Raw genomic sequence first — 24,777 nt, forward strand, 5'->3', positions numbered from 1 at the left:
AGGCTCACCATGACCCACCGCAGCTGCCCCTTCACCAACGGTCTGCCCACCCGACGGGAACGGCCCCTGGATCCGCCGGACGCCTTCGGCGAACTGCGCGCCGACCAGCCCATAGCCCCGATGGTCTTCCCCGACGGCCACGAGGGCTGGGTGGTCACCGACTACGCCCTGGTCCGGGAACTGCTGGTCGACCAGCGCTTCAGCTCCAAGGGCTCGTTGAAGCACCTGGCCTTCCCCTCCGACCGGGCGATGGACTTCGACTTCGAGAAGGACCTGCCGCCCGGCCAGTTCGAGCACATGGACCCGCCGGACCACACCCGCTACCGCAAGCTGCTCACCCCGGAGTTCACCCTGCGCCGCATGAGGCAGCTCACGCCCCGGATCGAGGCGATCGCCGCCGACCGGGTCGCGGCCATGCGTCGCAAGGGACCGCCGGCGGACCTGGTGCACGACTTCTCCCTGCCGATGTCCTCGCAGGTCATCTGTGACCTGCTGGGCATCCCGACGGAGCACCAGGACCGCTTCGAGGCCGACTCCTCCAAGCTGCTCAACCTCGACACCGCCCCCGAGGAGGTCATCGGCGCCCTGCACAACATCACCGGGCTGCTGGGCGAGGTCGCCGAACGGAAGCTGGCCGAGCCGGGGGACGACCTGCTCACCAAGCTGGCGACCAGCGGTGAGGTCGACGGTGCCGAACTGATCGGCATGTCCCTGCTGTTGCTGGTCGCCGGGCACGAGACCACGGCGAACATGCTCTCCCTCGGCACCTACGCGCTGCTACGGGAGCCGGACCAGCTCGCCAAGCTGCGGGGGGACGAGAGCCTCGTCGAGGGAGCGGTGGAGGAACTGCTGCGGTTCCTGACGATCGTGCACATCGGGGTGCAGCGCATCCCGACCGAGGACCTGGAGATCCGTGGCGTCCCGGTCAAGGCCGGCCAGACCGTACTGCTCCACCTGCCCAGCGCCAACCGCGACCCGGGGCGCTTCCCCGGCGGCGACCAGCTCGACGTCACCCGGCGGGCCATCGGTCACCTGACCTTCAGCCACGGCATCCACCAGTGCGTGGGCCAGCAACTGGCGCGTCTGGAGCTGCGGATCGGCTACACCACCCTGCTGCGGGAGTTCCCCGACCTGCGGCTCGCGGTGCCGGAGGAAGAGGTGCCGATGCGCGACAACATGACCGTCTACGGCGTGCACAGCCTGCCCGTCGCGTGGTGAGGGCCGGCCCGGAGGCACCGGTCGACCGGTTACGGCGCCGAGCGAACCACCAGGACACGGAGGCGAAGCACCATGCGGATCCAGACTGACACCGATCGTTGCATCGGCGCGGGCATGTGCGCCCTGACCGCGCCCGCGCTGTTCGACCAGTCCGAGGAGGACGGGACCGTCGTCCTGCTGCCGGAGGGCTGGTCCCAGGAGGGCGCCGACGAGGAGGCGCGCGGAGCCGTCGAGCGCTGCCCCTCGGGCGCGTTGACCCTGACCGACTGACCGGGTCCGCCCGTGGCCGGCGCCGAAGTCCGGTACCGGCCACGGAGGGACCGGCGAACCACTGTCGAACGAGAGGGAGGCCGCCGTGCGCGACCCATGGTTTGCCCAGGGAGAGCCTCGGGACCTGCCGGGCGTCCGCCTCTTCTGCCTGCCGTACGCGGGCGGCAGCGCGGCGGCGTACCGGGAGTGGAACGACCTGACCCCGCCCCTGCTCCATGTGCACCCGCTGGAACTGCCCGGACGTGGCGCGCGGTGGGGCGACCCGCCGGTCAACGGACTGCCGCGTCTGGTCGACATGGTGGCCGACGGCCTGTCAGAGCACCTGGACCGGCCCTACGCGCTGTTCGGCCACAGCATGGGCGGGCTGCTGGCCTTCGAACTCTGCCGCACCCTGCGCGCACGCGGACTGCCGCCACCTGAGCACCTGTTCGTCTCCGGCGCGGCGGCCCCGGAGCTGCCGCGCACCCGACTGCCGGTGCACACCGCGCCGCACACCGACGTGCTGGACGAACTGCGGTTCCTCGGGGGCACCCCGCCCGAGATCCTCCACGACCCCGAGCTGATGGAGCTGCTGCTCCCCACCCTGCGCGCCGACTTCTCGGTGCTGGAGACCTACCGGTACCGGTCCCTGCCGCCGCTGGACGTACCCCTCACCGTGTTCGGCGGCGACGCGGACCCGGTGGTGCCGTACGACAGGTTGCACCGGTGGCAGCGGCACACCTGCGCCGACGCCCGGCTGCTCGTCCTCCCCGGCGACCACTTCTTCCTGCACTCGGCGACGGTCGAGGTGCTGGCGGCGATCGCCGACACCCTCGCCCTGGAGGCGCCCGAGACCGTTCCCGGCCGGCGCGGCCACCACAGCTGACCCGCCGGCCGCCGAGCCCTGACCGTACGGCTCTCGCCGGCTCCTCCTCGGACCGTGACCGCCGACGTTCACCTCCCCCGTTACCGGAACACGACCCCTGGAGGACTCGTGACCGCTCCCCCTGCCGGCACCCGGATACTCTCGCTCGCCCACCACCAGCCGACTCGCGTGCTGACCAACGAGGAGTTGGCCGGGATGGTCGACACCTCCGACGAGTGGATCAGGTCCCGCATCGGCATCGCCAGCCGCCACATCGCCGCCGAGGACGAGAGCGTGGCCGACATGGCGACCAGTGCCGCCGCCAAGGCCATCGCCCGGGCCGGTGTGGACGCCGCCGACATCGACCTGGTGATCGTGGCGACCTGCACCGCCGTGGACCGTATGCCGAGCGTCGCGGCCCGGGTCGCCCGGAACCTGGAGATCCCGGCGGCGGGCGTCTTCGACGTCAACGCCGCCTGCGCCGGCTTCAGTTACGCCCTGGCCACCGCGAGCCTGGCCGTGGCCGGCGGCGGCAGCCGTACCGCGCTGGTCATCGGGGCGGACAAGATGAGCGACTTCCTGGACTGGGAGGACCGCTCCACCTGCGTGATCTTCGGTGACGGAGCCGGCGCCGCGGTCGTCACCGCCACCGACAGCCCCACCGACGCGGAGAGCGTCGGTCCGGTGGTATGGGGCTCCCAACCCGAACGCGGCTCGGCCATCACCCTGGGAACCTCCGGCCCGGACGGGCCCCGCGCCCTGTTCCGCCAGGACGGGCACGTCGTCTACCGGTGGGCGCTGACCGCGCTCGCCCCCGTCGCCCGGCGGGCCTGCGAACAGGCGGGGGTCGCCCCCTCCGAACTGGCCGCGGTCGTCACCCACCAGGCCAACGTACGGATCATCAACGCCGTGGCCCAGAAGCTCGGTGCCACCCGCGCCGTCGTCGCGCGCGACGTCGTGGAGTCCGGCAACACCTCGGCGGCGAGCGTCCCGCTGGCCCTGTCGAAGCTCCTGGAGAGCGGCCGGGTCTCCAGCGGTGACCCGGTACTGCTCTTCGGCTTCGGCGCCGGCCTGGTGTACGCGGGGCAGGTGGTGCGCTGCCCGTGACGCCCACCGTGACGCCCACGGTGACACTGCCCGGGGCACGAACAGGAGGCGGGGACCGGTCGTCCCCGCCTCCAGAGCCCGCCTTCACCGTCTACCTGACCTGTGAGAGTCGTTCCTCCTCCTCTCGTACGGCCTGGTGGGTGCCGAAGTCCTCCCGCTCCCCCAGCAGTCGGACCAGGGCCATGTCCCGGTGCGCCTTGGGCTCCTGCCGGGCGCACTCGGCGGCGTAGATCGCCATCAGGCTGTGGAACCGGTACCGGTGGTCGGCGACCCGGTCCAGCAGGTGGTCGTTGGCGAGCTGGGCGAGGAGGTCCCGGGCCCTGGCGAGGCTGGTGTCCGCCAGGGTGGCGGCCTGCTGCACGGTGATCGCGCCACCGGAGTGCAGGCCCAGGTAGCGGAACATCCGTGCCGCCTCCGTCGGCAGCGCCTGGTACGAGGCCTCGAACACGGTACGGAGGTTGGCCGCCGCGTCACCCTCCACGGTGAGCCGGTCCAGCAGCCCGTGGGGGTCGGCGTAGCTCTCGGCGGCCGTGCTCGGCGGTACGTCGTGCAGCGCCGTGAGCCCCTCGACGGCGCTGCGCAGCGCGAGTGGCAGTCCCCCGCAGACTCGGGTCAGGCGCATGATGGCCGCCTGCTCCCCGCGAAGCCGGTCCCCGCCCAGGTAGGTGATCAGCTGCGCCGACTCCAGGTCGGACAGCGGGCGGATCCCGATCAGATGGGCCCCGTCCCGTACCGCCAGCCCGCTGAGCCTGCGCCGGCTGGTGGCGAGCACACAGGAGGTGCCCCGGGGGATCAGCGGGCGCAACTGGTCGGCGCTGAGGGCGTCGTCGAGCACCACCAACATGCGCCGGCCGTAGAGCAGGCTGCGGTAGAGGCTGACGCGTCCGGCCAGGTCGCAGGGGATCCGTGTGCCGTCCACACCGAGGCTGCGCAGCAGTTGGGCGAGGGCCTCGGTCGCCGACAGGAACCCTCCCTGGAGCCCGGTGCCCCCGAGGTCGACGAACAGCTGCCCGTCCGGGAAGTGGTCCTTTAACCGTCGTGCCGCTTCCAGGACGACGGCGGTCTTGCCCACTCCGGCCAGACCGTCGAGTACGGCCACCGGGGTGTCGGCGCCGGGCCGGGCCCCCTCGTCGGTGAGGACCTGCTCCAGACGGGAGAGTTCGGCCGTACGGCCGACGAACCCCCGCGCCAGCGGCGGGAGTTGGGCGGGCAACGGGGTGTGGTTCGGCAGCGAGTCCCCGCCAGGTTCACTGGCCGGCGGGGGCGGGGCGGGCTGTTCCCGGCAGGCGCTCACCGCGCTTCCGGCGAGTATCTCCTGGTGCAGGTTGCGCAGTTCGACACCCGGGTCGATGCCCAGTTCCTGGCTGAGCAGACGCCGGGTCTCGGTGTACACCGCGAGGGCGTGGGCCTGTCTGTCGCAGCGGTAGAGGGCGAGCATCAGCAGCCAACGCAGCTTCTCGCGCAACGGTTCCTGGGCCGCCGCCTCCGACAGGTCGGCGACCACCTCGGTGTGCCGTCCCGCCTGGAGCATGTCCGAGGCCCACTCCTCGATGGCCGTCATCCTCAGGTCCTGCAACCGGGTGCGTTCCATCGCCGCGAACGGTCCGGGGATGCCGACGAAGGGCTCACCGTGCCACAGGGCCAGGGCGTCCTCGTACAGCGCGAGGGCGTTCTCGGTGTCGGACTCGGTACGGGCCCGGCGCGCCTGCGCGTGACCGCGCGTGAACCGCGTGACGTCCACCGCCTCGGGGCTGACCCGCAGACAGTAGCCGCCCGCCGACGAGTCGATCACGGAGCTGGACCCCCGCCGGCTGCGGCCGGGGTCCAGCGCGCAGCGCAGCCCGGCCACGTAGGTGTGGACGCCGTTGGTGGCGGTTCGCGGGATCTCGCTCCCCCACACCGCGTCGATGATGCGGTCGATCCCCACCACGTCGCCGACGCGGCTCGCCAACAGGGCGAGCACGGCCCGCTGTTTCGGCGGGCCGAGGGAGATCTCTGTGCCATCCCTCCAGGCGCGTATGGGCCCCAGTAACTGAATGGATATGCCTTCCCCCAAGGTCATCATGCCCTCGTCGCCTCCAGGAATGGGATGCTTGGTGACCATCGACGCCAGCGCCCCGTTCAGCGGTACGACTCGGCGCGGGCGGGGCGCGCACCCACGGGTGCGGTACTCGCGCCCTTGGGCCGTGCCAACACGGAGGTGGCCACGGATCTGAGTTTCTCCTGGGTCTCCTCCAACTCCCGGGCCGGTTGGGACTGTTCGACGATGCCGGCGCCGGCCCGGAGCCAGGTCCGGCCTCCCTGCGCGTAGACACTGCGCAGGACGAGGGCGGCGTCCATGGTGCCGCGCTCGGTGACCTTGAGGACGGTGCCCGCGTACGGCCCCCGGTGGCTGCGCTCGTGCCTGCGGATGGCCTGGTAGGCGGCGTGCTTGGGGATGCCCGAGGCCGTGATGGCCGGGAAGACCACGGCGAAGGCGTCCCAGGCGCTGGTTCCCTCGGGGACGCGGCCGACCACCTTCGAGGCCAGGTGCTGTACGGAGCCGCGTTCCTTGACCGACATGAACTCCTCGACGAAGACCGACTCCGGCTCGCACAGTTCGGCCAGTTCGTCGACCGCGAGCTTCACGGAGATGGCATGCTCGTGCAGTTCCTTGGGGTCGGACAGGAGGTCCTCGCGCAGCTTCCGGTCCAGGTCGGGGTCCCCGGTCAGGGCGCGGGTGCCGGCCAGCGGCTGGCTGGCGACCCGGCCGTCCTCGAAGACTTCGAGGACGGTCTCCGGGCTGAACCCGAAGCAGCGCAGTCCGCCCATGTCGAACAGGAAGGACCGGGCCGGGGTGTTCTCCCGGCGTCCCTGGCGGTAGCCGGCCGGGAAGTCGATCTCGTCCTCCAGGGGGATCTCCCGGGACAGGATGGCCTTCTGTAGCTTGCCGACCCGGATCTCCTCCACGAGGGAGGCCACGCTGCGCCGGTACTCCTCGGCGCCGAGGTCCAGGCGCACCGGGACGGATGTCAGCTGGTCCAGTCGGGCTTCCGTGGCGCCGGTCGCCGCGTCCGAGGCGATACGGGCGAGCACGTCCTCCACGTCGGCCAGTGAGGAGGCGTTGAGGCTGCGGAGGGTGGCCCGGGAACCGGACAGCCGTACCTCGGTCTCCGGGACCACTAGGTGCAGCAGCCTTTGTCCGTCCACCTCCATCCCCGCGATGGCGTGGGAGAGTTCGAAAGCGCACCAGCCGTATGCCGCCCAGTCGGTGACCGGTAAGTCGTCCAGGAACTTCCGTACGGCGGCCAGAGGATCGCCGGACCACGGCTCCTCGCGACAGCTACCGAAAACGCTGCTCCGTATGACCTGGGCGTCCACGGTCACTTCAGCGGCCACACCATTGGCGATGGACCAGCCACCCGGCGTCTCGTAAATCACGTAGGTGTCGAATAGAGCAGACTCGGCGAGGCCGACAGCGATTTCCAGTGGCTCACATGCCGTTTCCACCACAGCAGTGCGGTAATGAGCTTTCATTTTCACTTCCTCTGAGTGAAGGGCGACGCTCGCGCCCTGGGGAGTTGTGTCAAACCCGCCGTCGACAGACGTTTTCCTCCCGCAGGTCAGGTCCATGACAACTCGGGCACGCAACGCGTGACCGCGAAGAAGGATATGGACCTCGACCGGGAAAAACACCAGGCCCATACATGCAGAATGAGTGTGATTCGCGCCAGGACAGCGCAAGACACACTCACCGAGAATGACCAGGACCAATGGGACACGAGTGAACCCACTCCCGCGCCCCACGGGGGGAACTATGTGGACTCATCACCCGGAGCGGTACATGCGCAAGGCCCGTCGACCTTATTAGCACCCTGCGCACCGTGCGCATCCAGCAGTGAATGCAATTGCGATCTCGTCAACTTGGCACCTCGAAACGCCACGGTGTACAGACGGCACATCGGTCGAACTGGCTAGCGACTGTACTGAGTTGACTGCAGCGGGTCAACCTGTAACTGAACGGGTTTCGGATTACCGAAACGGGCCCCCACACAACAGATGCGAAAAGCACCTGACTACCTCCCACGGGGACCCGCCAAACATATTCAGAGAGCCCTTTTCATAGCGCACCGCGGAGTTGACGACTTCGCGGTACCAATTCCCCGGCCGCATCAACGAACGGGAAAAGCCCTTTTAAGACACAGGGCACCCTTCGCCACGTCCGCCACACCCACCACCACCCGGCGCGCGGCCAGGCCGCACACCGCGAAGACCACGGAGGGAGTCGACGGCGAAGCGCTCACCGCCACCGGACCCGGTTTCGGCGACCGGGTCAGCGAGCGGGGATCCGAAGCGTCTCAGGCTCGGCGCGGGCCTCCTTCGACGCCACCTCGGTGGGCGCGAACAGTGCGGGAGGCCGGGACGGAACGGTGACCCGAGCGTCGCTCAGGACGCTGCTCGACTTCGGTCCGGGCATCCGACCCCCAGCTTTTCGTACCCGTAAGGTGTACACGTACAATAAAGTAGCGGTGTTCCGGTTGGTTGTCACCCCCACCCCTGCTCCCGCCTCAGCTCTGCGGGAGCGACGGGCCGCCGCAGCACCTTCGCGGACGGGGCCGCCCACGGGCCCCACGTCGGGCCGGGGCCGGGGAGGCGGGCGTCAACTCGTGGAGGAAGATAGACCGATGTCCCCTGAAGCGAAGCGCACTGGACGAACCGGACGCCCGCCCCGCCTGTCACAGGAAGCGATCATCTCCGCGGCCCAGCGGCTGTTGGCGGTCGAGGGCGCCGGCGGTCTGTCGATGAGACGCCTGGCGCGGGAACTCAAGAGCACGCCGATGGCTCTCTATCACCATGTGCGCGACAAGGACGAGTTGTTGCTGCTCCTGCTGGAGGAGCACGCTCGCACCATCCCCCGCCCCACCTTGCCCGAGGACCCGCGTGAGCGGATGATCGCCGCGGGACAGCTGCTGCACGACGTCCTGGCCGGCTGCCCCTGGATCGTGGAGGTCCTGGCCTCGGACGACCTCATGGCCAAGTCCGCGCTGTGGATCGTCGAGGCGATGGTGGACGCCGCCATGGAGTGCGGCCTCAGCCCCGAGCAGGCCGTCGACGCCTACCGCGCCATCTGGTACTACACCGTGGGCGAGTTGCTGATCCAGGTCAGCCGCAAGCGCCGGCAGGCCGAGAGCCCGACCCCCTCGCACCGCGACCGGACCTTCGCCAGTCTGTCGGCGGAGGCATACCCGCGACTGTCCTCCCTCGCCGACAGGTGGGCCGAGTTAACGCGTCGTGACACCCACCGGCAGAGCCTCGAAGCACTCGTGAACGGGCTGCTCGCCGCCGCCTGACCGGACACGGTCGGCCGGAGGAGCTCCGGCCGACGTGCTCGGCGCGGCGGGACCGGGCCGGTCCGCCGCGCCGGGTGGACGCCTGAAGGGTCACGGCATGGTGGGCCACGCCTCGGATACGGCATCCGCCGCCCGGCGCCCCTCACCCACGATCAGGTCGAGGATCTCGCGGCGGTGTTCCTCCAGGTAGAAGTGGTCGCCGGAGAACACCCGCAGCGCGCAGGCCCCCCGGGTGGCCTCCCGCCAGCCCTCGGCCTCCCGCTGGTCGACCTCGGGGTCCCGGTCGCCGTACAGAACGGTGACCGGGGCGCGCAGCGGTGCCCCGGGAAGTGGTCGGTAGGTCTCGATGAGTTGGTAGTCGCGCCGGATCGTGGGCAGTACGGCCGCCATCAGGGACTCGTCCTCCAGGATGCCGCCACCGGTGCCCCCGAGCCGGCGCATGTCGGACACCAGGTCGTCCTCGCTGCCCAGGTGCACGGTGCCCGGCCGTGACAGCGCGGGGGCGGGACGGCCGGAGACGACCACCGCCGCGGGTTCCCGTCCGGCGGCGGTCAGCTGACGGGCGACCTCCCAGGCGACGGCGGCGCCCATGCTGTGTCCGAACAGCACCGTGGGCAGAGGTACCGCGTCCCGGGCGTCGGCCAGGAGTTCCCTGGCGATCGCCCCGGACAGTTCGGCCATGTCGGTGGGCGCCGGCTCCTGGTACCGGTCCTCGCGGCCCGGGTACTGCACCACCGCCCACTCCACGTCCCAGGGCGCCTCCACGGCCCACCTGCGGTAGGCCCCGGCAGTGCCGCCGGCGTGTGGGAAGCACAGGACCCGCGCCCGGGCGCACCGGCGGGGTGCCGGGCGGCGGACGGCGGTCCCCGCCGGAGGCCGTGCGGGAGGTTCGGGAAACATCTTCGCCTCACTCACTCGGTGCGGATGCCAGGGAGGTGTGCCAGAACTGGGCGTAGCGCCCCTTTCTGCGGAGCAGTTCCTCGTGCGTTCCCTGTTCGACGATGTGACCGCCGTCCAGGAAGGCGATGGAGTCGGCCTGTTGGACGGTGCGCAGTCGGTGGGCGACCACGACCACGGTCCGTCCCTTCAGCAGGTGGTTGAGCCCTTCCTGCACGGCTCGTTCGTTCTCCGGGTCCAGCGAGGAGGTCGCCTCGTCCAGCAGGACGATGGGCGCGTCCTTCAGCAACGCCCGGGCGATGGAGACGCGTTGGCGCTCACCGCCGGAGAGCACCGAACCGCCCTCCCCCACCCGGGTCGACCAGCCGTCCGGCAGCCGGTCGATGGTCTCCTCCAACTGCGCGGCGGTCATGGCGGCACGGACCTCGGCCTCATCCGCGTCCGGCCTGCCCAGGCGCACGTTGGCCTCGATGGTGTCGTCGAAGAGGTAGACGTCCTGGAAGACGGCGGAGATGTGGCTCATCAGCTCCTCGGTACCGATGTCCCGCACGTCCACGCCGCCGACCCGCACCGCGCCGCCGTCCACGTCGTGGAACCGCGCCATGAGCTGGAGCAGGGTGGTCTTGCCGGAGCCGGAGGGGCCGACCACCGCCAGACGGGTGCCGTCGGGGACGGTCAGGGACAGCTGGTCGAGGATGGTGCGACGGCCCCTGCGGAAGGTGACCGCGTTGAGGGCGAGGTCGTTGCCGCCCGGTTCCATCGGCTCCTCGGCTTCCGGCAGCGGCTCCTCGCGGAGTACCGCCTCCAGCCGCCGCAACTCACCGCGTGAGGCCCGCATCTGACCGCTGAGGTCGGACAGCGACAGCAGCGGGTCCACGCAGCGGGCGGCCAGGACCAGCAGGGCGAGCACCTCGGCCGGACCGGTCTGTCCACCCAGCGCGGAGGCGGTGCCCAGCACCAGCAGGGCGGTGAAGAGGGCCTGCACGCTGAACGACAGCCCCAGGACACCGGGCAGCGCGGACAGGGCGGAACGTCGGAGGCTGTGCCGCTGCCCTTCGAGCGCGTCCTCCAACTGCTTGAAGCCGTCGGAGGTCCGGCCGCCCACGCGCAGTACGGGCTGGGCTCGTACGTACTCCAGTACCCGGCCGGCCGCCTCCTCGTCCCGGCGGGCGCGTTCGGCGTCCTGGGCGGCGGTGGCCCGGCCGGTCCAGGCCAGCATGGCCGCGACCACCGGTACGGCGGCGAGGGCCGCCAGGCCCATGCGCCAGTCGTAGCAGAGCATCACGGCGACCACGGTCAGGGGGGTGACGCAGGCGCCGATGAGCGGCTGGAAGCGGTGGGCCGGAACGGCCATGGCCTGGAGCACGCTGCGGCTGGCGAGGACCGACACCTCACCGATGCGCCGGGGGGTGAACCAGCCCAGCGGGAGTCGGGCCAGGTGGTCACCGAGCCGGTGGTGGAGCCCCCGGGAGAGGACGGCTCCGGCGCGGAAGCCGGCCACGTCCGCGTAGTACCGCAGCACGGCCGTGACGGCGGCGCTTGCCGCGAAGGCGCCCAACCAGGGCCAGGCGTCGGAGGGTTCGTCACCGAACAGGGCGGTGAGCATGGGGACCAGCAGGGCGTAGGACAGTCCCTCGGCGACGGCGGTGGCCGTCATCAGGACGAGTGTGCGGCGTAGTTGCGGGGAGTGCTCGTCGCCGAGAACGCGCAGTAGCAGACGGATCACCGTCACGAGCCTCCTTGTGCGATGGTGTCACGGTCGTGCGGCGTCGCGTCGGGCGCGGCCGGTTGGGCTCTCCACATGGCCGCGAACTTGCCGTCCGCGGCGAGGAGTTCGGCGGGTGAGCCGAGTTCGGAGACGGCGCCGTCCTCCAGGACGACGACGGTGTCCGCTTCGGCGATGGTCTCCAGCCGGTGGGCGATGACCAGTTGGGTGCGGTTCTCCCGGAGGGTGTCCAGGGCCCGCCGCACCTCCTGCTCCGTACGGGGGTCGGCGAAGGCGGTGGCCTCGTCGAGTACCAGTACCGGGGCCTCGGTGAGCAGCGCGCGGGCGATGGAGATGCGCTGGGCCTCGCCCCCCGACAGGCTGGTGTCCTCGCCGATGACGGAGTCGTAGCCGCGCGGCAGTTCGAGGATCCGGTCGTGGATGCGGGCGAGCCGGGCGGCGCGGACGATGTCGTCGCGGTCGGCGTGCGGGACCGCCAGGGCGATGTTGTCCGCGACGCTGGCGCGGAGGAGCCGTACGTCCTGGAAGACGAAGGCCACCTGGCGGTAGAGGTCGCGGGTGGCGATGTCCCTCAGGTCGACCCCGCCGAACCGGACGCTCCCCTGGGTGGGGTCGCTGAACCGGGGCAACAGCTGGGCCAGGGTGGACTTGCCGCTCCCGGAGGGGCCCACCAGGGCGGTCACGGTGCCCGGGGCGAGGGTGAGGCTGACGCCGCGCAGCACCTCGTGTCCGGGGTCGTAGGAGAAGTGGACGTCGCGCAGTTCCACCTGGGTGCCGTGCGGGGTCAGCGGTCGGGACGGCTCGGGCAGGGGCGGTGCCTGGAGGAGTTCGCGGATGCGTCCGGCGGCGCGCTGGGCCGCCTGTACGTCGTCGAGGCCGTGTCCCAGGGCCGCCACGGGGGCGGTCAGCGCGAGCCCCAGCAGCAGGAAGGGCAGCAGGTCGGCGGGGGTCATCCCGCCACCGGTGATCAGCGCCGTACCTCCGGTGAGGATGAGGACCAGTACGAAGGGCGGGGAGAGCACCAGCGAGGCCAGGGCACCCAGCCCCGCCACCCCGAGGACCCAGCCCAGGAAGTAGTCGGCGAAGTCGTCGGCGGCCTTGATGAAGGCGCGATGGGCGCGGCCGGAGGCGCCGAAGGTCTTCACCACGGAGATGCCCTCGACGAACTCGATGGCGGACTTGGCGATCTGGCCCATGGCCTGGTCCAGGGCCTGTTGGTCGCGGCGTCGGCGGTCCGACATCAGCATGAGGTTCAGCGCGAGGCCGAGGGCCACGGGGATCAGCGCGACGAGGGTGAGCCAGACGTTGACGGCGAAGAGGTAGACCAGGCAGGCCAGCGGTACGACGACGGCCGAGGTGGCCTCTGACGGGGTGTGCGCGGTCAACGGGTGGAGCGCGGCCACGTCGTTCTGCACCACCTGGCCGAGTTCGCCGGAGCTGCGCCGCGCGTACCAGCCGAGGGGGACCTTGCCCAGTCGGGCGGCGAGCAGGCGCCGCAGGGAGAGCTGGAGTTCGCCGTCCAGGAGGTGGCCGATGCCCGAGGAGAGGGCCGCGAACACGACCCGGACGAGGAGGCCGCCGGCGCCGAGGGCGACGACGGTCCACACGTGGCCCTCGTCTACGGGACCGGAGGAGAGCAGGGCGCGTCCCACCTCCACGACGGCGATCAGGGGGGCGAGGCCGGCGAGGGCGCTGACGATCTGTAGGAGAAGGACGGCGACCAGGCGGAGCCGGTAGGGCCACAGCACCCCAACGAGGGGGTTTTGTCCGGTAGTTTCGGTTTCCGCGGCGGGAGGGCCGCCCTGTGGGGCGGAGTCCGCTTCGGTGGTCACTACCGCACCTCCTTTGCTAAAGCGCCGATGCCCTCGGGTGTCCAGTGGTCGGTCGGCGGAGTGCTGGTTGTCGGTAACGAGTGGCGGGGGGCGATGTCTCGGTCGAGGTGGGGGTCCGGTGGTGTCGCCGGTGATACGGCCGGCGATGTTCCGGCCACGTGCGACGGGACCGGGAACGCCGGGAACCGTGCGAGAGGTCCCCGCCCCCGGTGCGATCGCACCTGGTTCACCGGACCTCCCATCACCCGAATTACCATACGCGTACGGTAACTTTACAGAAAGTAGGTACCCCTGTCATCCGGGTCCCGAGGCGAGCGAGGACGTTGCGCGCCGGGCGGTCACCGCGCCGCCCCGTCAGCGGGCAGGAGGTCGGCGGCGGTGACCGGAGGGCCGGAACGGGGGGTCGCCGCCTGGGGGTAGCCGAGCACCTCGGTGAGTTCCTGCCAGCTGTGAGCCACCGTCACATGCCGCTGGGCGCCGCGCAGGGGGTCGCCGCCCGCCTCGACCCGTGCGCACAGTTCGTCCAGGGCCCGCAGTACGCCCCGCGGCCACACCGAGTCGAGCACCTCGGCCCAGGAGGGCCCCTCCGCCGGTCCGAGCACCTCGGGGCCGAGGTGGCCGGAGGCGGTGACGAAACGTCCGGCCGGGTCCGGCGCGAGACGTAGCACGGGGCTCCAGACCACCGGCCCGTGGGTGTTGACCAGGGTCAGGTTGCCGGCGTCGGTGCCGATGGTGACGCGGTGCAGGAAGAGGCTGGAACTGTCGTCCCCGGGCTCCATCCGGTTCTCCACCCGCAGGGTCAGCGGAACACCGGCCACCGTCGCGTCCAGGGCGGTGAGGGGGCGGTCGACCGCCCCGACCGGTCCGGTCAGCGACCAGGGGCGCAGCCCGTCGAAGACCTCGCCGAGGATGTCCAGGAGGTCGAAGGAGACCTGGACGGCGCACATCGCGTCGACGAACACCGGGGTCCGCAGTGCCACCAGCCGCCGCGCGGCGGTGATGAAGCGCCGTACGGGTTCCAGGTGGGGGTAGAAGGTGTTCAGCAGGTACTGCGTTCCCGCGCCACGCGCGGTACGCAGGCAGTCCGCCAACTCCTTCGGGTGGAGCGGGTGTTCCTGTAGTACGTGGATGCCCCGCTCCATCAACCGCTGGGCCAGCTCCGCGCCCTGGCCTCCTCCGACCGAGCTGGAGACCGCCACACAGGCGAGGTCCACCTCCTTCGGCAGCTGGTCCACGGAGTGGTAGAGCGGGACGCCGTACTCCTCGGCGAGGGTGACCGACCGGGCGCTGCCGCGTGCCAGGATGCCCGCCAGCCGGTACCGCCGCGGGCAACTGGCCAGCGCCGACAGGTAGACCTGTCCGAAACGGGTGCCGCAGACCACCACGTTCACCGGGGCGCGCTCGGGCCGGCTCATCGCCGCGCCCCGGTGCTCGCCGTGACGGTCGCGGCGGTTCGCCGTACGTGCGGGGGTTGGATACAGGTGAAGTGGTCGCCGGGGACGTCCACGACGGTCAGCTCGCCCAGACACATCTCACGCCAGAAGCGGGTCATGTCGTCCTGGAATCCGGGGATGAAGTGGGTGGGCTCCGACGGGCGCAGGAAGGTGACGTCACCGGCGTAGGGCAGTGGTTCGTAGTGGGTGACGGCCTGGACGGTGTGCTCGAAGACCCGGTGCAGGGCGGCCACCTGCTCGGCGTTGTCCAGCCCGGGGCCGGTGTGGGCCAGGGCGTCGCGCAGCGCCTGCCGGCGCTCCTCCTGTGGCCGCTCCCCCAGCGCGCGGAAGCGTTCGGCGACGGCCCTCAGCCGCTCGTCCCCGTCCAGCAGGGCGAAGGCACCGGGCTCCAGCGCCTTCGGGGACCGGGCGAGGGCCGCCTTCAGGGCGTGGCCCATGTCGCCCTCGTCGGCGGGCCAGCCCAACGACTCCAGGTCGCCGCCCATGACGCGGGCGAAGGCGTAGTCGACCATGAGCTGGTCGTGCAGGCGGTAGGGGATGCGGTAGCTGGAGACCACGGTCAGCCCGTGCACCTCGGCCCCGCTCTCGTCGAGCGCGCGGGCGAGTTCGGCGGCGACCAGGCCACCGGAGCAGTAGCCCACCACCTCGACCTCGCGGTGCCCGGCGGCGAGCACCTCGCGGGCGTACCGGGCGGCCAGGTCCTCCACCAGCCGGTGCGCCGGGAGTCGCAGATAGCCCTCGCTGTCGTCCACCGCGAGCCCCAACACGGGGCCGGCGGTGGCCAGTTCGGTGACCAGGGGGCGGTAGGGCGCCAGGGTGCCCAGCCCCTCGTGCACCAGCAGCCGTACCGGGCCGGTGCCGGTCCCACCGAGGTCGACCAGGGCGCCCCGTTGCCGGGCGGAGGCCCCCCGGTGCGCCTCGGGGCCGGCCTCCGGGTCGGGGGACGCGGCCAGTCGGGCGGCCACACCGGCGACGGTCGGGGTGTGCAGGAGCGCGCGGAGCAGGACGTCGAAGGAGACCTCCGCCGCCTCCGGCACCCCCTCGCGCAGCTGTCCCACCAGGCGTGCCGCCAGCAGCGAGTCGCCGCCGGCGTCGAAGAAGCCCTGTTCCCGGGAGGGGACCTCCCCTCCCAGCAGGTCGGCCCAGAGTTCGGCCACCCGCTGCTCCAGTCCGGGGCGCGGCGGTTCGGTCTCCTCGGCCGTGGCGCGGTCTCCGCGTCGGGGTACCCAGTCCAGCAGCTGTCTGCGGTCGACCTTGCCGTTGGAGGTCAGCGGCAGCGCGTCGATCACCTGGACGTGCGCGGGCACCATGTGGGTGGGCAGCCGCTCGGCCGCCCACCGGACGACCTCCTCGGACCCGATCCGGGCACGGTCCTGCTTGAAGGAGGCGGCGACCACGCCCTGCCCGAGGGCGGCGAACGGGTCGTCGGGCCCGGGCAGGCTCACCACCTCCCGGGCCCCCGCCGCGAGGAGCAGTCGGTGCCAGTGGTCCTCGTCGACGAAGAGGGCTCCCGACTCGTGCCGGAGGTCCTCGGGCTCCTCCATCATGAACGCCTGGGTGGCGGTGATCTCCGGGTGTTCCCGGGTCATCTCCAGCAGGCAGATCCACCCCTGGGGGGCGAGCAGGTCCCGTAGCCGGTCCAGTACGCGGGGGGTGTCGCGCGCGTTGTTGAGGGCGCCCGCGCTCAGCACCACGTCGAAGGAGTTGGGCAACAGGCCCTGCGCGCGCGGGTCACGGTTCATGTCGAACAGGCCGAACCGCACTCCCGGCCGGGCCCCGAAGCGTTCCCTGGCGTCGGTGAGGAAGTACTCGGAGACGTCGGTGAACAGGTACTGCACGGGCCGGTCCCCGAGGGCGTCGAGGACCGGTCCGGTGGCCGCCCCGATGCCGCCTCCCACTTCGAGCACCCGCAACGGCCGCTCCCCCACTCCGTCCGCCACCCGGCGCACGGCGGCGGCGAGGGTGGCGAGCAGGTGCTTGGCGGGCTGGTTGTCGACGTACCAGGAGCGGGCGACCTCCTGGCTGCCGCCGGGGAAGAACAGTTCGACCTCCTGCGCCTCCCCGCGCAGCAGGGCCGGGAGTGCCTCGGCGTGTGCCTGGAAGTAGGCCAGCAGCGCGGGCGGGCACACCTCTTCCGGTGTGTGGGCGGCCAGGTGGGACCAGGCCCGTTCGACCTCGTCCTTCCCGGGCGGCGCGGTGGCGCGCCAGGTGTGCGCGCCGGCCTCGTGACTGACGTGTCCGGCCGCCCGCAGGGCCACCAGCCAGCGGTGCAGCAGTCCACGGTGCCGTTCGGCCACTCCCAACCGCTCGGCCAGCTCCTCCTCGGAGCGGGGTGGCCCCTCCTGCGTGAGCCCTCCGGGCGCGGCCAGGGTGGCGGCCATGGACAGCAGGAACGCCTGGTCCAGGTGGCGGACGTAGGTGGACACGCGCTCGGCGTCCGGCGCGTGGGCGGGCGGGGGCGGGGCGCAGTTCCGTACCGCCTCGCCGACCGCCTGTCGTGGTGGCTCGGCGCGTACCGCGGGTTCCACGAAGGCGACGAGGGAACGCTCGATCGCGTCGGCGCCCTGCACCAGGACGGCGCTGGACCCGACGGCGGGGTGCTCGCCCAACACGGTGTCGATCTCGCCGAGTTCGACGCGGTGCCCCCGGATCTTGACCTGCTGGTCGGTACGGCCGAGGAACTCGATCTGACCGTCCGGCAGGTAGCGCCCGAGGTCGCCGGTGCGGTACAGGCGTTCGCCGCTGGCGGGGTGGGTGGGGAAGCGCTCCGCGGTGCGTTCGGGGTCGTTCAGGTAGCCCTCCGCCAGCCCGGTGCCCGCGATGTACAGCTCGCCGGCGACCAGTTCGGGCCGGTCCCGCAGGGCTCCGTCCAGTACGTGGAACCGCTGGTTGGCCAGCGGGACACCGTAGGGGACGCTGTGCCAGTGCGGCTCGACCCGGCGGACGGGGTGGTGGATCGACCAGATCGCCGCCTCGGTGGCCCCGCCCAGGCTGACCAGTTCGGCCCCGGGCAGGTGCCGCCCCGCGTGGGCCGGGAGCGCCAGCGGGATCCAGTCGCCCGACAACAGGGCGAGCCGCAGCCGGGACAGCGCGTGGGGCTCGGCGTCGAGGTAGTGCAGGAGCATCTGCAACTGGGCCGGGACCGAGTTCCACAGCGTCACGTCATGACGCTCCACCACGTCCGCCCAGTGCGAGGGGTCGCCGCGACGTGCGGGGTCGGGCAGCACCAGGGCCGCTCCCAGGGCGGGCGGCCCGAACAGGTCGTACACGGACAGGTCGAAGGCCAGGGAGGCCAGGCCCAGCACCCGGTCCGAGGAGGAGACCGCGAAGCGCTGGTTGATGTCGTGCACGGTGTTGGCGGCGGCCCGGTGGCTGATCATCACGCCCTTGGGCTCACCGGTCGAACCCGAGGTGTGGATCACGTAGGCCAGGTCGTCCGGGGCCACCGAGATGTCTCGGGGCCACTGTGACGGCGGCAGCACCTCCCCCACGGTCACGTCCACCGCGTGGGTCCCGGGGGGCAGTCCGCGCCCCAGGTCGGGGTCGGTGAGTACGACGAAGCGGGCCTGGCAGCCGGTGAGGATGCGGTCCCTGCGTACGGGTGGCTGACCGGTGTCCACCGGTACGTACACCCCGCCCGCGAGCAGGGCGCCCAGCACGCCGACGGTCTGGTCACAGCCCTTGTCGATCAGGACCGCGACGAGGTCCCCCGGACGGCAGCCGGCGGCCCGCAGCTCCCGGGCGACCCTGGCGGCACGCCCCAGCCACTGCCCGTACGTCAACGAGCCGTCGCCGTCGATCACCGCGGTCCGGTCCGGGTGCTGGCGGGCGTACTCGACCAGTGGAGCGTGCAGCGGTCCGCCCGGTTCCGGGGCGTCGGTGGCGTTGACGGCCTTCCGACGGGAGGACTGGGCTTCGGGCAGGCCCAGCGGGTCGGCCTCGTCCCAGGGGGCGTCCCGCTGGGCCAGGCGGTGCAGCAGCCGGTCGAAGGCGGCGAACATGTCCTCCACCAGGCCCTCGGGGAAGACTCCCTCCCGCACGTCCCAGTTGACCTCCAGACCGCCGAACTGGTCGGTGGCCTGGCAGTCGATCCACACCTGCGGGGTCTGGCTGATGCCGTACACCGGCCGCGCGGGTTCTCCGGCGCCCTCCAGCGCGCGGCCCACGACACCGATGCCGCCGGTGAAGACCACCGGCATCAGGGCCGCCTCGCGTCCCCGGCGCCGGGCCAGCTCCCGCAGCACCCGCACCCCGCCGCACAGCACGTGGTCCAGGTCCTCGAAGAGCCGCTCCCCCATGTCGCGCGCCCGTTGGGCGAAGGGCGCCCGGACGGAGTGGTCCACGGACAGCAGGCTGACGGAGGTGAAGTCGCCCAGCAGCCGGTCGACCTGGGGGTGGAGCGGCATCCGGTTGAGGACGGTCAGGCCCAGACAGAACCGTTCGGCCGCGCTCCAGCGGCCGATGGTCTCGGCGTACACGGCGAGTACGGCGTTGGCCGGCGTGACGCCGTGCTCGGCCGCCCTGGTCCGCAAGGCCCGCCACCGCTCCTCGCTCAGGGAGGTGCCCAGTCGGCGGAAGCGCGGGGGTGTGCGGGAGGGGTCGTGGCCCTCGGCCAGGGGCAGGGCCGGGGCGGCGGGCAGGTCGTCGACGCGGTTCAGCCAGTAGGCGTGGTCGCGGGCGTAGCGGTCGGTCTCGCGCAGCCGGCCTTCGGCGGCGACGTAGTCCCGGAAGGTGGCCTCCAGCGCCGGCAGCGGGCAGTCGGGGTCGGCGTAGCGGCGGTCGAGTTCGGTCAGCAGCAGTTGGATGCTGATCCAGTCCAGCACCATGAAGTCCATCGACAGGTGCAGCCGGCTGTGGTCCGGTGCCTGGGTCAACCTCAGCTCGTACATGGGGCGTTCGCCCGGGGGGTGGACCCGGTGCGACAGTTCCTCGCGCAGCGCGGCCAGTTTCCCGGCCGCGACCTCGGCGGTCTCCCGGCGCAGGTCGGTGACCGGGAGGCGGGTGTCCGGGAGTGTCGGCGCGATGCGCTGGGTGCCGTCCCGGGAGATGACGCAGCGCAGCATGTCGTGGCGTGCCACCAGGCTGTCCCAGGCCTGTTGCAGCCGCTGGGGGTCGAGGTCGGCCGGCCGCTCGAACTCCAGGTAGATGTGGCAGGAGACGCCGCCGTAGTCGAAGGCCTCGTCACGGCCCAGCAGGTAGGCGGACTGGATGTCCGTCAGCGGGAAGGGCTGGTGGCGGTCCTGTGGTGCGGGCCGCCACAGCGGCTCGGGGGCGGCGGGAGCGTCGGTGGACGTTCCCCCGGGTGAGGTGACCTCGGACAGGCAGGCGAGGAGTTCGGCCTTGCTGCCGCGCAGCGTCGCCAGGCGCTCGTCGGTCATGACGCCGCGCGGGGCGCGGAACCGCAGTTGGTCCCCCTCGCGCCAGAGACGGATTCCGGCGCTCTCGAACTCCCTGATCAGCTCACTGGCGTTCACAACGCACCTTCCTCGAAATCGTCACCGGCCGCGGCCTCCCCGGTCGCCCCGAGCGCGGACTGCCGTTCCTCGATCAACGCGCCCAGAGCGGCGACGGTGGGCGCCCGCATCACCTCGCGCATCGCCAGCTCGACCCCGAAGGCGTCGTGGATCCTTGCCACCAGGCGGGTGGCCAGCAGGCTGTCGCCGCCCAGGGTGAAGAAGTTCTCGTCACGGCCCACCGAACTCAGGCTCATCAGGTCGGCCCACAGTTCGGCGACCGTCTTCTCGACGGCGCCGTGGGGCGGCTCCGCCTCCTCCCGTTGCCGGGGTGCCAGGGTGGCGAGCGCCTCCTGGACCCGGTGTCGGTCGACCTTGCCGTTGCCGCTCAGGGGCAGGGCCGGCAGGACCGCGAGGCTGGCCGGGACCATGTGGGCGGGCAGTCGTTCCGCCGTCCAGCCAAGGAGTTCCTCGGGGTCGATGCCGCGCGCCCGGTCGGGTCGTCGTGCGGTGACGAGGACCTCTCCGGTGGGTTCGGCGCGTACCACCTGGACGTCGACCAGCCCGGCCCCGGTACAGGCCCGGGCCCAGTCCGGGCCGTCGTGCAGCCACGATCCGTGCGAGCGGCCGGGTCGCAGTCGGCCGGCCTGGGCGTCCAGGGGCAGGGCGACCAGCAGGGCGAGCGGAGTGAGCCGGGTGGTCTCCACCAGGTGCAGCCGGCCCCCCGGTTTGAGCAGCAACGCCATGGTGGCGGCGGCGACCTGGGGGGAGGGCATCCGGTGCAGCACGTTGTTGGCCACCACCGCGTCGTAGGCGTGGAGGTGCGGGGCCGGTACGGCCGAGGTGCCCTGGTGGACGGTGCGTACCCGGTGTCCCAGGTCGGCGAGCCGCGTGTCGGCCGTCGACAGCAGGGTGGCCGAGGGGCCGAGCACGGTGTAGTCGACGGTGCCGGGTTCGAGTGCGGCGAGCAGTCGGGCGGCGCCCAGACCGCTCGCCGCGTCCCAGTCCGCGACGGCGGGCGGGGCCTCCTCCGCGAGGTCGCGCAGCGCGTCGGCGACGGTGGCCAGACACGCTCTGCTTCCGGGCATCGCGTCGCCCAGGCCCTCGGGGGACAGTACGGGGTCCTCCAGGAGTACCGAGGCGGGGGCCCGCCCGGACAGCACCGCCGCGAAGAGGGGTACGGCGCCGGACAGTGCGGAGGCCACCGGCCCCAGGTGGGTGCCCTGTGCCCGCTCGCGCAGCCGTCGGACCTGCTCGGGGGCGCGGGCCTGGGCCCAGCGTGGGCCCGGCGACACGGTGGCGCCGTCCAGCCGTACGACCTCGTGCCGTGCGAGCTGGGCGCACCAGGCGTGCAGGACGGGGCGTTGCTCCTCGCTGACGTGCAGGGCCCGGGCGGGGTCCGTACCGGACTCCACGGCGGGGGCGAGGAGTTCGGCCAGGAGGGTCTCGACCAGTCGGCGTTCCAGGTCGTCCTCGTCCCGGCCCGGCTCCGCGCTCGTGGGGGCGTGGTGCGCGGGGTACGGGGGTGCTGGGTGGACGTCCGGGTCGGGCGGTGGTGGCACCCGCTCCACGACGGCGGCGATCACCTCCCGTCGCCGGTCCCCCACGGTGACGGCGACGGCCCCGGCGACCTCGGGGTGGGTCTGGAGGCTGGCCTCGATCTCGCCGAGTTCCACGCGGAACCCGTTGATCTTCACCTGGTGGTCCGCGCGCCCCAGGAACTCCAGGGTGCCGTCGGGCCAGTAGCGGCCGAGGTCGCCGGTGCGGTACCAGCGCTCACCGTCCACTTCGGGGAAGCGTTCGGCGGTCAGTTCCCCGTCCCCCCGGTAGCCCAGGGCGACGCCCGCGCCCCCGATCCACAGTTCTCCGGGCACCCAGTCGGGACAGTCCCGGCCACGGTGGTCCACGACGCGGAACCTCTGGTTGCGCAGGGGTTTCCCGTACGGGACGGACCGCCAGTGGGCCGGCACCCCGTCGACCTCGTGGGCGTTGGACCAGATCGCGGCCTCGGTGGCGCCGCCCAGCCCCACGAGCCGACATCGGCCGTCGGTCGCCTCGGACAGCCGTCCGGGCAGGTCGAGTCCGATCCAGTCGCCGGAGAGCAGGGCCAGCCGCAGCGATGAGGGCAGAGGGGACCGCTCCGCCGCGGTCAGCAGCATGTCCATCAGGGCGGGGACGCTGTTCCACACCGACACCCGGTGCCGGGAGCACAGGGCCAGCCACTCCCTGGCGTCCCTGCGGTCCGACTCGTCCACCAGGACCAGGGCGCCGCCCTCGGCCAGGGGGCCGAAGACGTCCCACACCGACAGGTCGAAGTCGAGGGCGGAGACGGCCAGTACGCGGTCCTCCGGCCCGATGCCGTAGCGCTGGTCGATGTCCTCGACGGTGTTGGCCGCCGCCCGGTGGGTCACCTCGACGCCCTTGGGCGTACCGGTGGAACCCGAGGTGAAGATGACGTAGGCGGCCTGGTCCGGGTCCACGGGTGACGGTGCGTCCAGGGGCTCCCCGTGCAGCGCCTCGCTGACCGTCAGCACCTCGACCCCGGCGTCGGACGGTGGCGGGCCGCCGGTGCCGTCCAGGACGAGGTCGGCGCCGCTGAGGCGCAGGATGCGGGAGCGGCGGGCGTCGGGCTGGTCCACGCCGACGGGTACGTAGGTGGCTCCGGCGGCCAGTACACCGAGTACGGCGGCGATCTGGTCGGGCCCCTTGGGAACGGTGACCACCACGGACGACCCCGGGCTGACGCCCCGTCGGGTCAGGGCGGCGGCGATCCGCAGTGCCCGGTCGGCGAGTTCGCCGTGGCTGAGGTGGCCGTCGGTGCCCCACAGCACGGCGGGGCGCGCGGCACGGCCGGCGGCCCGGTCGAAGAAGTCGGCGTGCAGCAGAGTCCGGGTGGCCGGGTGGGAGGTGGAGTTGACCTCCTCCCTGCGCCGGGACTGGGCGGCGGGAAGGGGGATGCGGGGCGCGGCGGCGCGGTCGCGGTCGGCGAGGTCGGCCAGGAGCGTGGCGTACGCGGCCATCATCGCGTCCAGCGTTCCGTCGGGGAAGAGTTCCTCCACCGCGTCCCAGGCGAGCAGCAGTCCGCCGTCGCGGGTGCGGTAGACCTGGTGGTCCAGCCAGACCTGGGGCGTCTGGGAGACCATCCAGGACAGTTCCCCGAACGTGGCGGCGCAGTGGTCCGGGACCAGGGGGGCGTCGAGGTTGCAGGCGAAGACGACGGGCGCGGCGCGGGGGGCGTCCACGTCGGTGCGGACCATGTCCCGCAGGACGTCGACGCCGGTGTACGCGGCGTGCCCCACGTCCTGGTGCAGCCTGTGCTGTACGGCCCGGGCCCGCTGGGCGGTGTCCCGCCCACGCGTCAGGTCGACCTCCAGCAGGACGAGGCTGGTGAAGTCGGCGACGACGTGCTCGATCTGTGGGTGCGCCTCCAGGTCGCGGTCGAACAGGGGCAGGTTGAGCAGGAAGCGTTCCTGCCCGCTCCAGCGGGCGAGGACCTCGCAGAAGGCCGTGGCCAGGAACACGGCGGGGGTGACCCCGGCCTGGGCGGCCCGCTGGCGCAGGGCGTTCCAGTGCGAGGGGGTCAACTCGTGGGTGCGGCGTACGAAGTGGGTGGCGCGCACCTGGTCGGGCTCCACCGCGAGCGGTAGCGCGGGCCCTCCGGGCAGCTGGGGCAGCCGGCGCTGCCAGTAGGCGCGGGCCTCCTCACGTTCGGCACCTCGGGTGCGGCTCTGGTCGGCGAGGTACTGCCCGAAGGTGTAGGTCATCTCGGGCAGCCCCGAGGGGTCCTCGTACAGCGTGGCCAGGTCGGCGAGGAGCAGCCGGATGCTGTGGACGTCGGCGACGAGCAGGTCGACGTTGAGGTGCAGCCGGTCACGGTCGCCGGGCAGCCGGGTCAGCTGGAGGTCCAGCACCTCGCCGGAGCCGACGTCCAGTCGGCGGTGGGAGAGCCGGCCGCGCAGTTCCTCCAGCCTGTGCGCCACCGCCGGCGCGGGCTGGTCCCGCAGGTCGTGCACGGTCAGTCCGGGCCAGGGTGAGCGGGGCAGTGTCCGCTGGGTGGCGTCAGCCTCGAACCGGCTGCGCAGCATGGGGTGCCGCCGTACGAGCGCGTGTACGGCCGCCTCCAGGCGGCGGGGGTCGACCTGTGCGGCGTCGATCTCCAGGTAGGCGTGACAGCCGACTCCCCCGAGCGGCTGGTCGTCGCCCCGTCCGATCCAGTACGCCTGCTGTACGGCGGTGAGGGGGAAGGGCTCGCCCTCCTCGGCGGCTGTTCGCGCCACGGGGGCGGGGGTGGGGGCCGGGTCACCGGCCGGGTCGGTGGCCGTCAGCAGCTCGTACCAGGCGGCCAGTCGGGGGTCGGCGGCCAGGCGCTGGAAGTCGGCGCGGACCCCGGCCCGGTTGAGCCGGCTGGTCAGTCGCATCAACTGCAGGGACTGGAGGCCGAGTTCGAAGAGGTTGACGTCCTCGTCGGCCGGGCCCAGTTCCCGGTCCAGCAACCGCGAGACCTCCTGCCGCAGGCTTCGCGGTTCCCAGGGGGAGGCCGCCGACGACACGTTCCGCTGTGACATCCGTTAACTCCGGTTCATCGGTTCCCCCGTGGGCCGCCGGGCACCGCGCGCCGTCGGCCGTCGGACCGTGCGCTGGTGCGG

General features: G+C 72.2%; 13 protein-coding genes. 5 read left to right on the plus strand and 8 right to left on the minus strand.

Features of this window, described 5'->3' with window-relative positions; all coding sequences use genetic code 11:
• The first annotated feature begins 9 nt into the window (after positions 1-9).
• The 4 genes from ABZT14_RS24320 (at position 10) to ABZT14_RS24335 (ending at position 3,439) form a co-directional block, all read left to right on the plus strand.
• Positions 10-1,218, plus strand: a complete 1,209-nt coding sequence (locus ABZT14_RS24320) for a cytochrome P450 (RefSeq protein ID WP_356306287.1) — start codon at positions 10-12, stop codon at positions 1,216-1,218.
• Positions 1,219-1,290: 72 nt separating this feature from the next.
• Positions 1,291-1,488: a (4Fe-4S)-binding protein gene (locus tag ABZT14_RS24325; RefSeq protein WP_356306289.1), complete on the plus strand. Its 198-nt coding sequence runs from the start codon at positions 1,291-1,293 to the stop codon at positions 1,486-1,488.
• Between the two features lie 85 nt (positions 1,489-1,573).
• A complete protein-coding gene (locus ABZT14_RS24330) occupies positions 1,574-2,353 on the plus strand; it encodes an alpha/beta fold hydrolase (protein ID WP_356306291.1) in 780 nt (259 codons plus the stop codon).
• A gap of 108 nt (positions 2,354-2,461) precedes the next feature.
• Positions 2,462-3,439: a beta-ketoacyl-ACP synthase III gene (locus ABZT14_RS24335; protein ID WP_356306293.1), complete on the plus strand. Its 978-nt coding sequence runs from the start codon at positions 2,462-2,464 to the stop codon at positions 3,437-3,439.
• Positions 3,440-3,530: 91 nt separating this feature from the next.
• Here ABZT14_RS24335 and ABZT14_RS24340 read toward each other — a convergent pair whose 3' ends face one another.
• On the minus strand, positions 3,531-5,543 hold the full coding sequence (locus tag ABZT14_RS24340) for a BTAD domain-containing putative transcriptional regulator (protein ID WP_356306295.1): 2,013 nt from the start codon (positions 5,541-5,543) through the stop codon (positions 3,531-3,533).
• 17 nt (positions 5,544-5,560) lie between these two features.
• On the minus strand, positions 5,561-6,955 hold the full coding sequence (locus ABZT14_RS24345; RefSeq protein ID WP_356306297.1) for a salicylate synthase: 1,395 nt from the start codon (positions 6,953-6,955) through the stop codon (positions 5,561-5,563).
• Positions 6,956-8,103: 1,148 nt separating this feature from the next.
• Here ABZT14_RS24345 and ABZT14_RS24350 point away from each other — a divergent pair.
• Positions 8,104-8,769, plus strand: a complete 666-nt coding sequence (locus tag ABZT14_RS24350) for a TetR/AcrR family transcriptional regulator (protein WP_356306299.1) — start codon at positions 8,104-8,106, stop codon at positions 8,767-8,769.
• A gap of 90 nt (positions 8,770-8,859) precedes the next feature.
• On the opposite strand, the gene ABZT14_RS24355 is transcribed toward ABZT14_RS24350, so the two are convergent.
• The 6 genes from ABZT14_RS24355 to ABZT14_RS24380 form a co-directional block, all read right to left on the minus strand.
• Entirely contained in the window at positions 8,860-9,669 is an 810-nt protein-coding gene (locus ABZT14_RS24355; RefSeq protein ID WP_356306301.1) for an alpha/beta fold hydrolase, read from the minus strand.
• Between the two features lie 7 nt (positions 9,670-9,676).
• On the minus strand, positions 9,677-11,392 hold the full coding sequence (locus ABZT14_RS24360; protein WP_356306381.1) for an ABC transporter ATP-binding protein: 1,716 nt from the start codon (positions 11,390-11,392) through the stop codon (positions 9,677-9,679).
• Between the two features lie 2 nt (positions 11,393-11,394).
• Positions 11,395-13,140 (minus strand): ABC transporter ATP-binding protein, encoded by a 1,746-nt coding sequence (locus ABZT14_RS24365; RefSeq protein WP_356306303.1) that lies wholly within the window; start codon positions 13,138-13,140, stop codon positions 11,395-11,397.
• Positions 13,141-13,562: 422 nt separating this feature from the next.
• Positions 13,563-14,639 carry a Gfo/Idh/MocA family oxidoreductase gene (locus tag ABZT14_RS24370; protein ID WP_356306305.1) on the minus strand — a complete coding sequence of 359 codons (1,077 nt, stop codon included), beginning with the start codon at positions 14,637-14,639 and terminating at the stop codon, positions 13,563-13,565.
• Entirely contained in the window at positions 14,636-20,152 is a 5,517-nt protein-coding gene (locus ABZT14_RS24375) for an amino acid adenylation domain-containing protein (protein WP_356306308.1), read from the minus strand. Before ABZT14_RS24375 ends, ABZT14_RS24370 begins: the two co-directional genes overlap by 4 nt.
• Positions 20,149-24,696 carry an amino acid adenylation domain-containing protein gene (locus ABZT14_RS24380; protein ID WP_356306310.1) on the minus strand — a complete coding sequence of 1,516 codons (4,548 nt, stop codon included), beginning with the start codon at positions 24,694-24,696 and terminating at the stop codon, positions 20,149-20,151. The genes ABZT14_RS24375 and ABZT14_RS24380 overlap by 4 nt, the downstream gene beginning before the upstream one ends.
• Positions 24,697-24,777: the final 81 nt, after the last annotated feature.

The organism is Streptomyces sp. NPDC005438 (assembly GCF_040606315.1).
Taxonomy (GTDB): domain Bacteria; phylum Actinomycetota; class Actinomycetes; order Streptomycetales; family Streptomycetaceae; genus Streptomyces.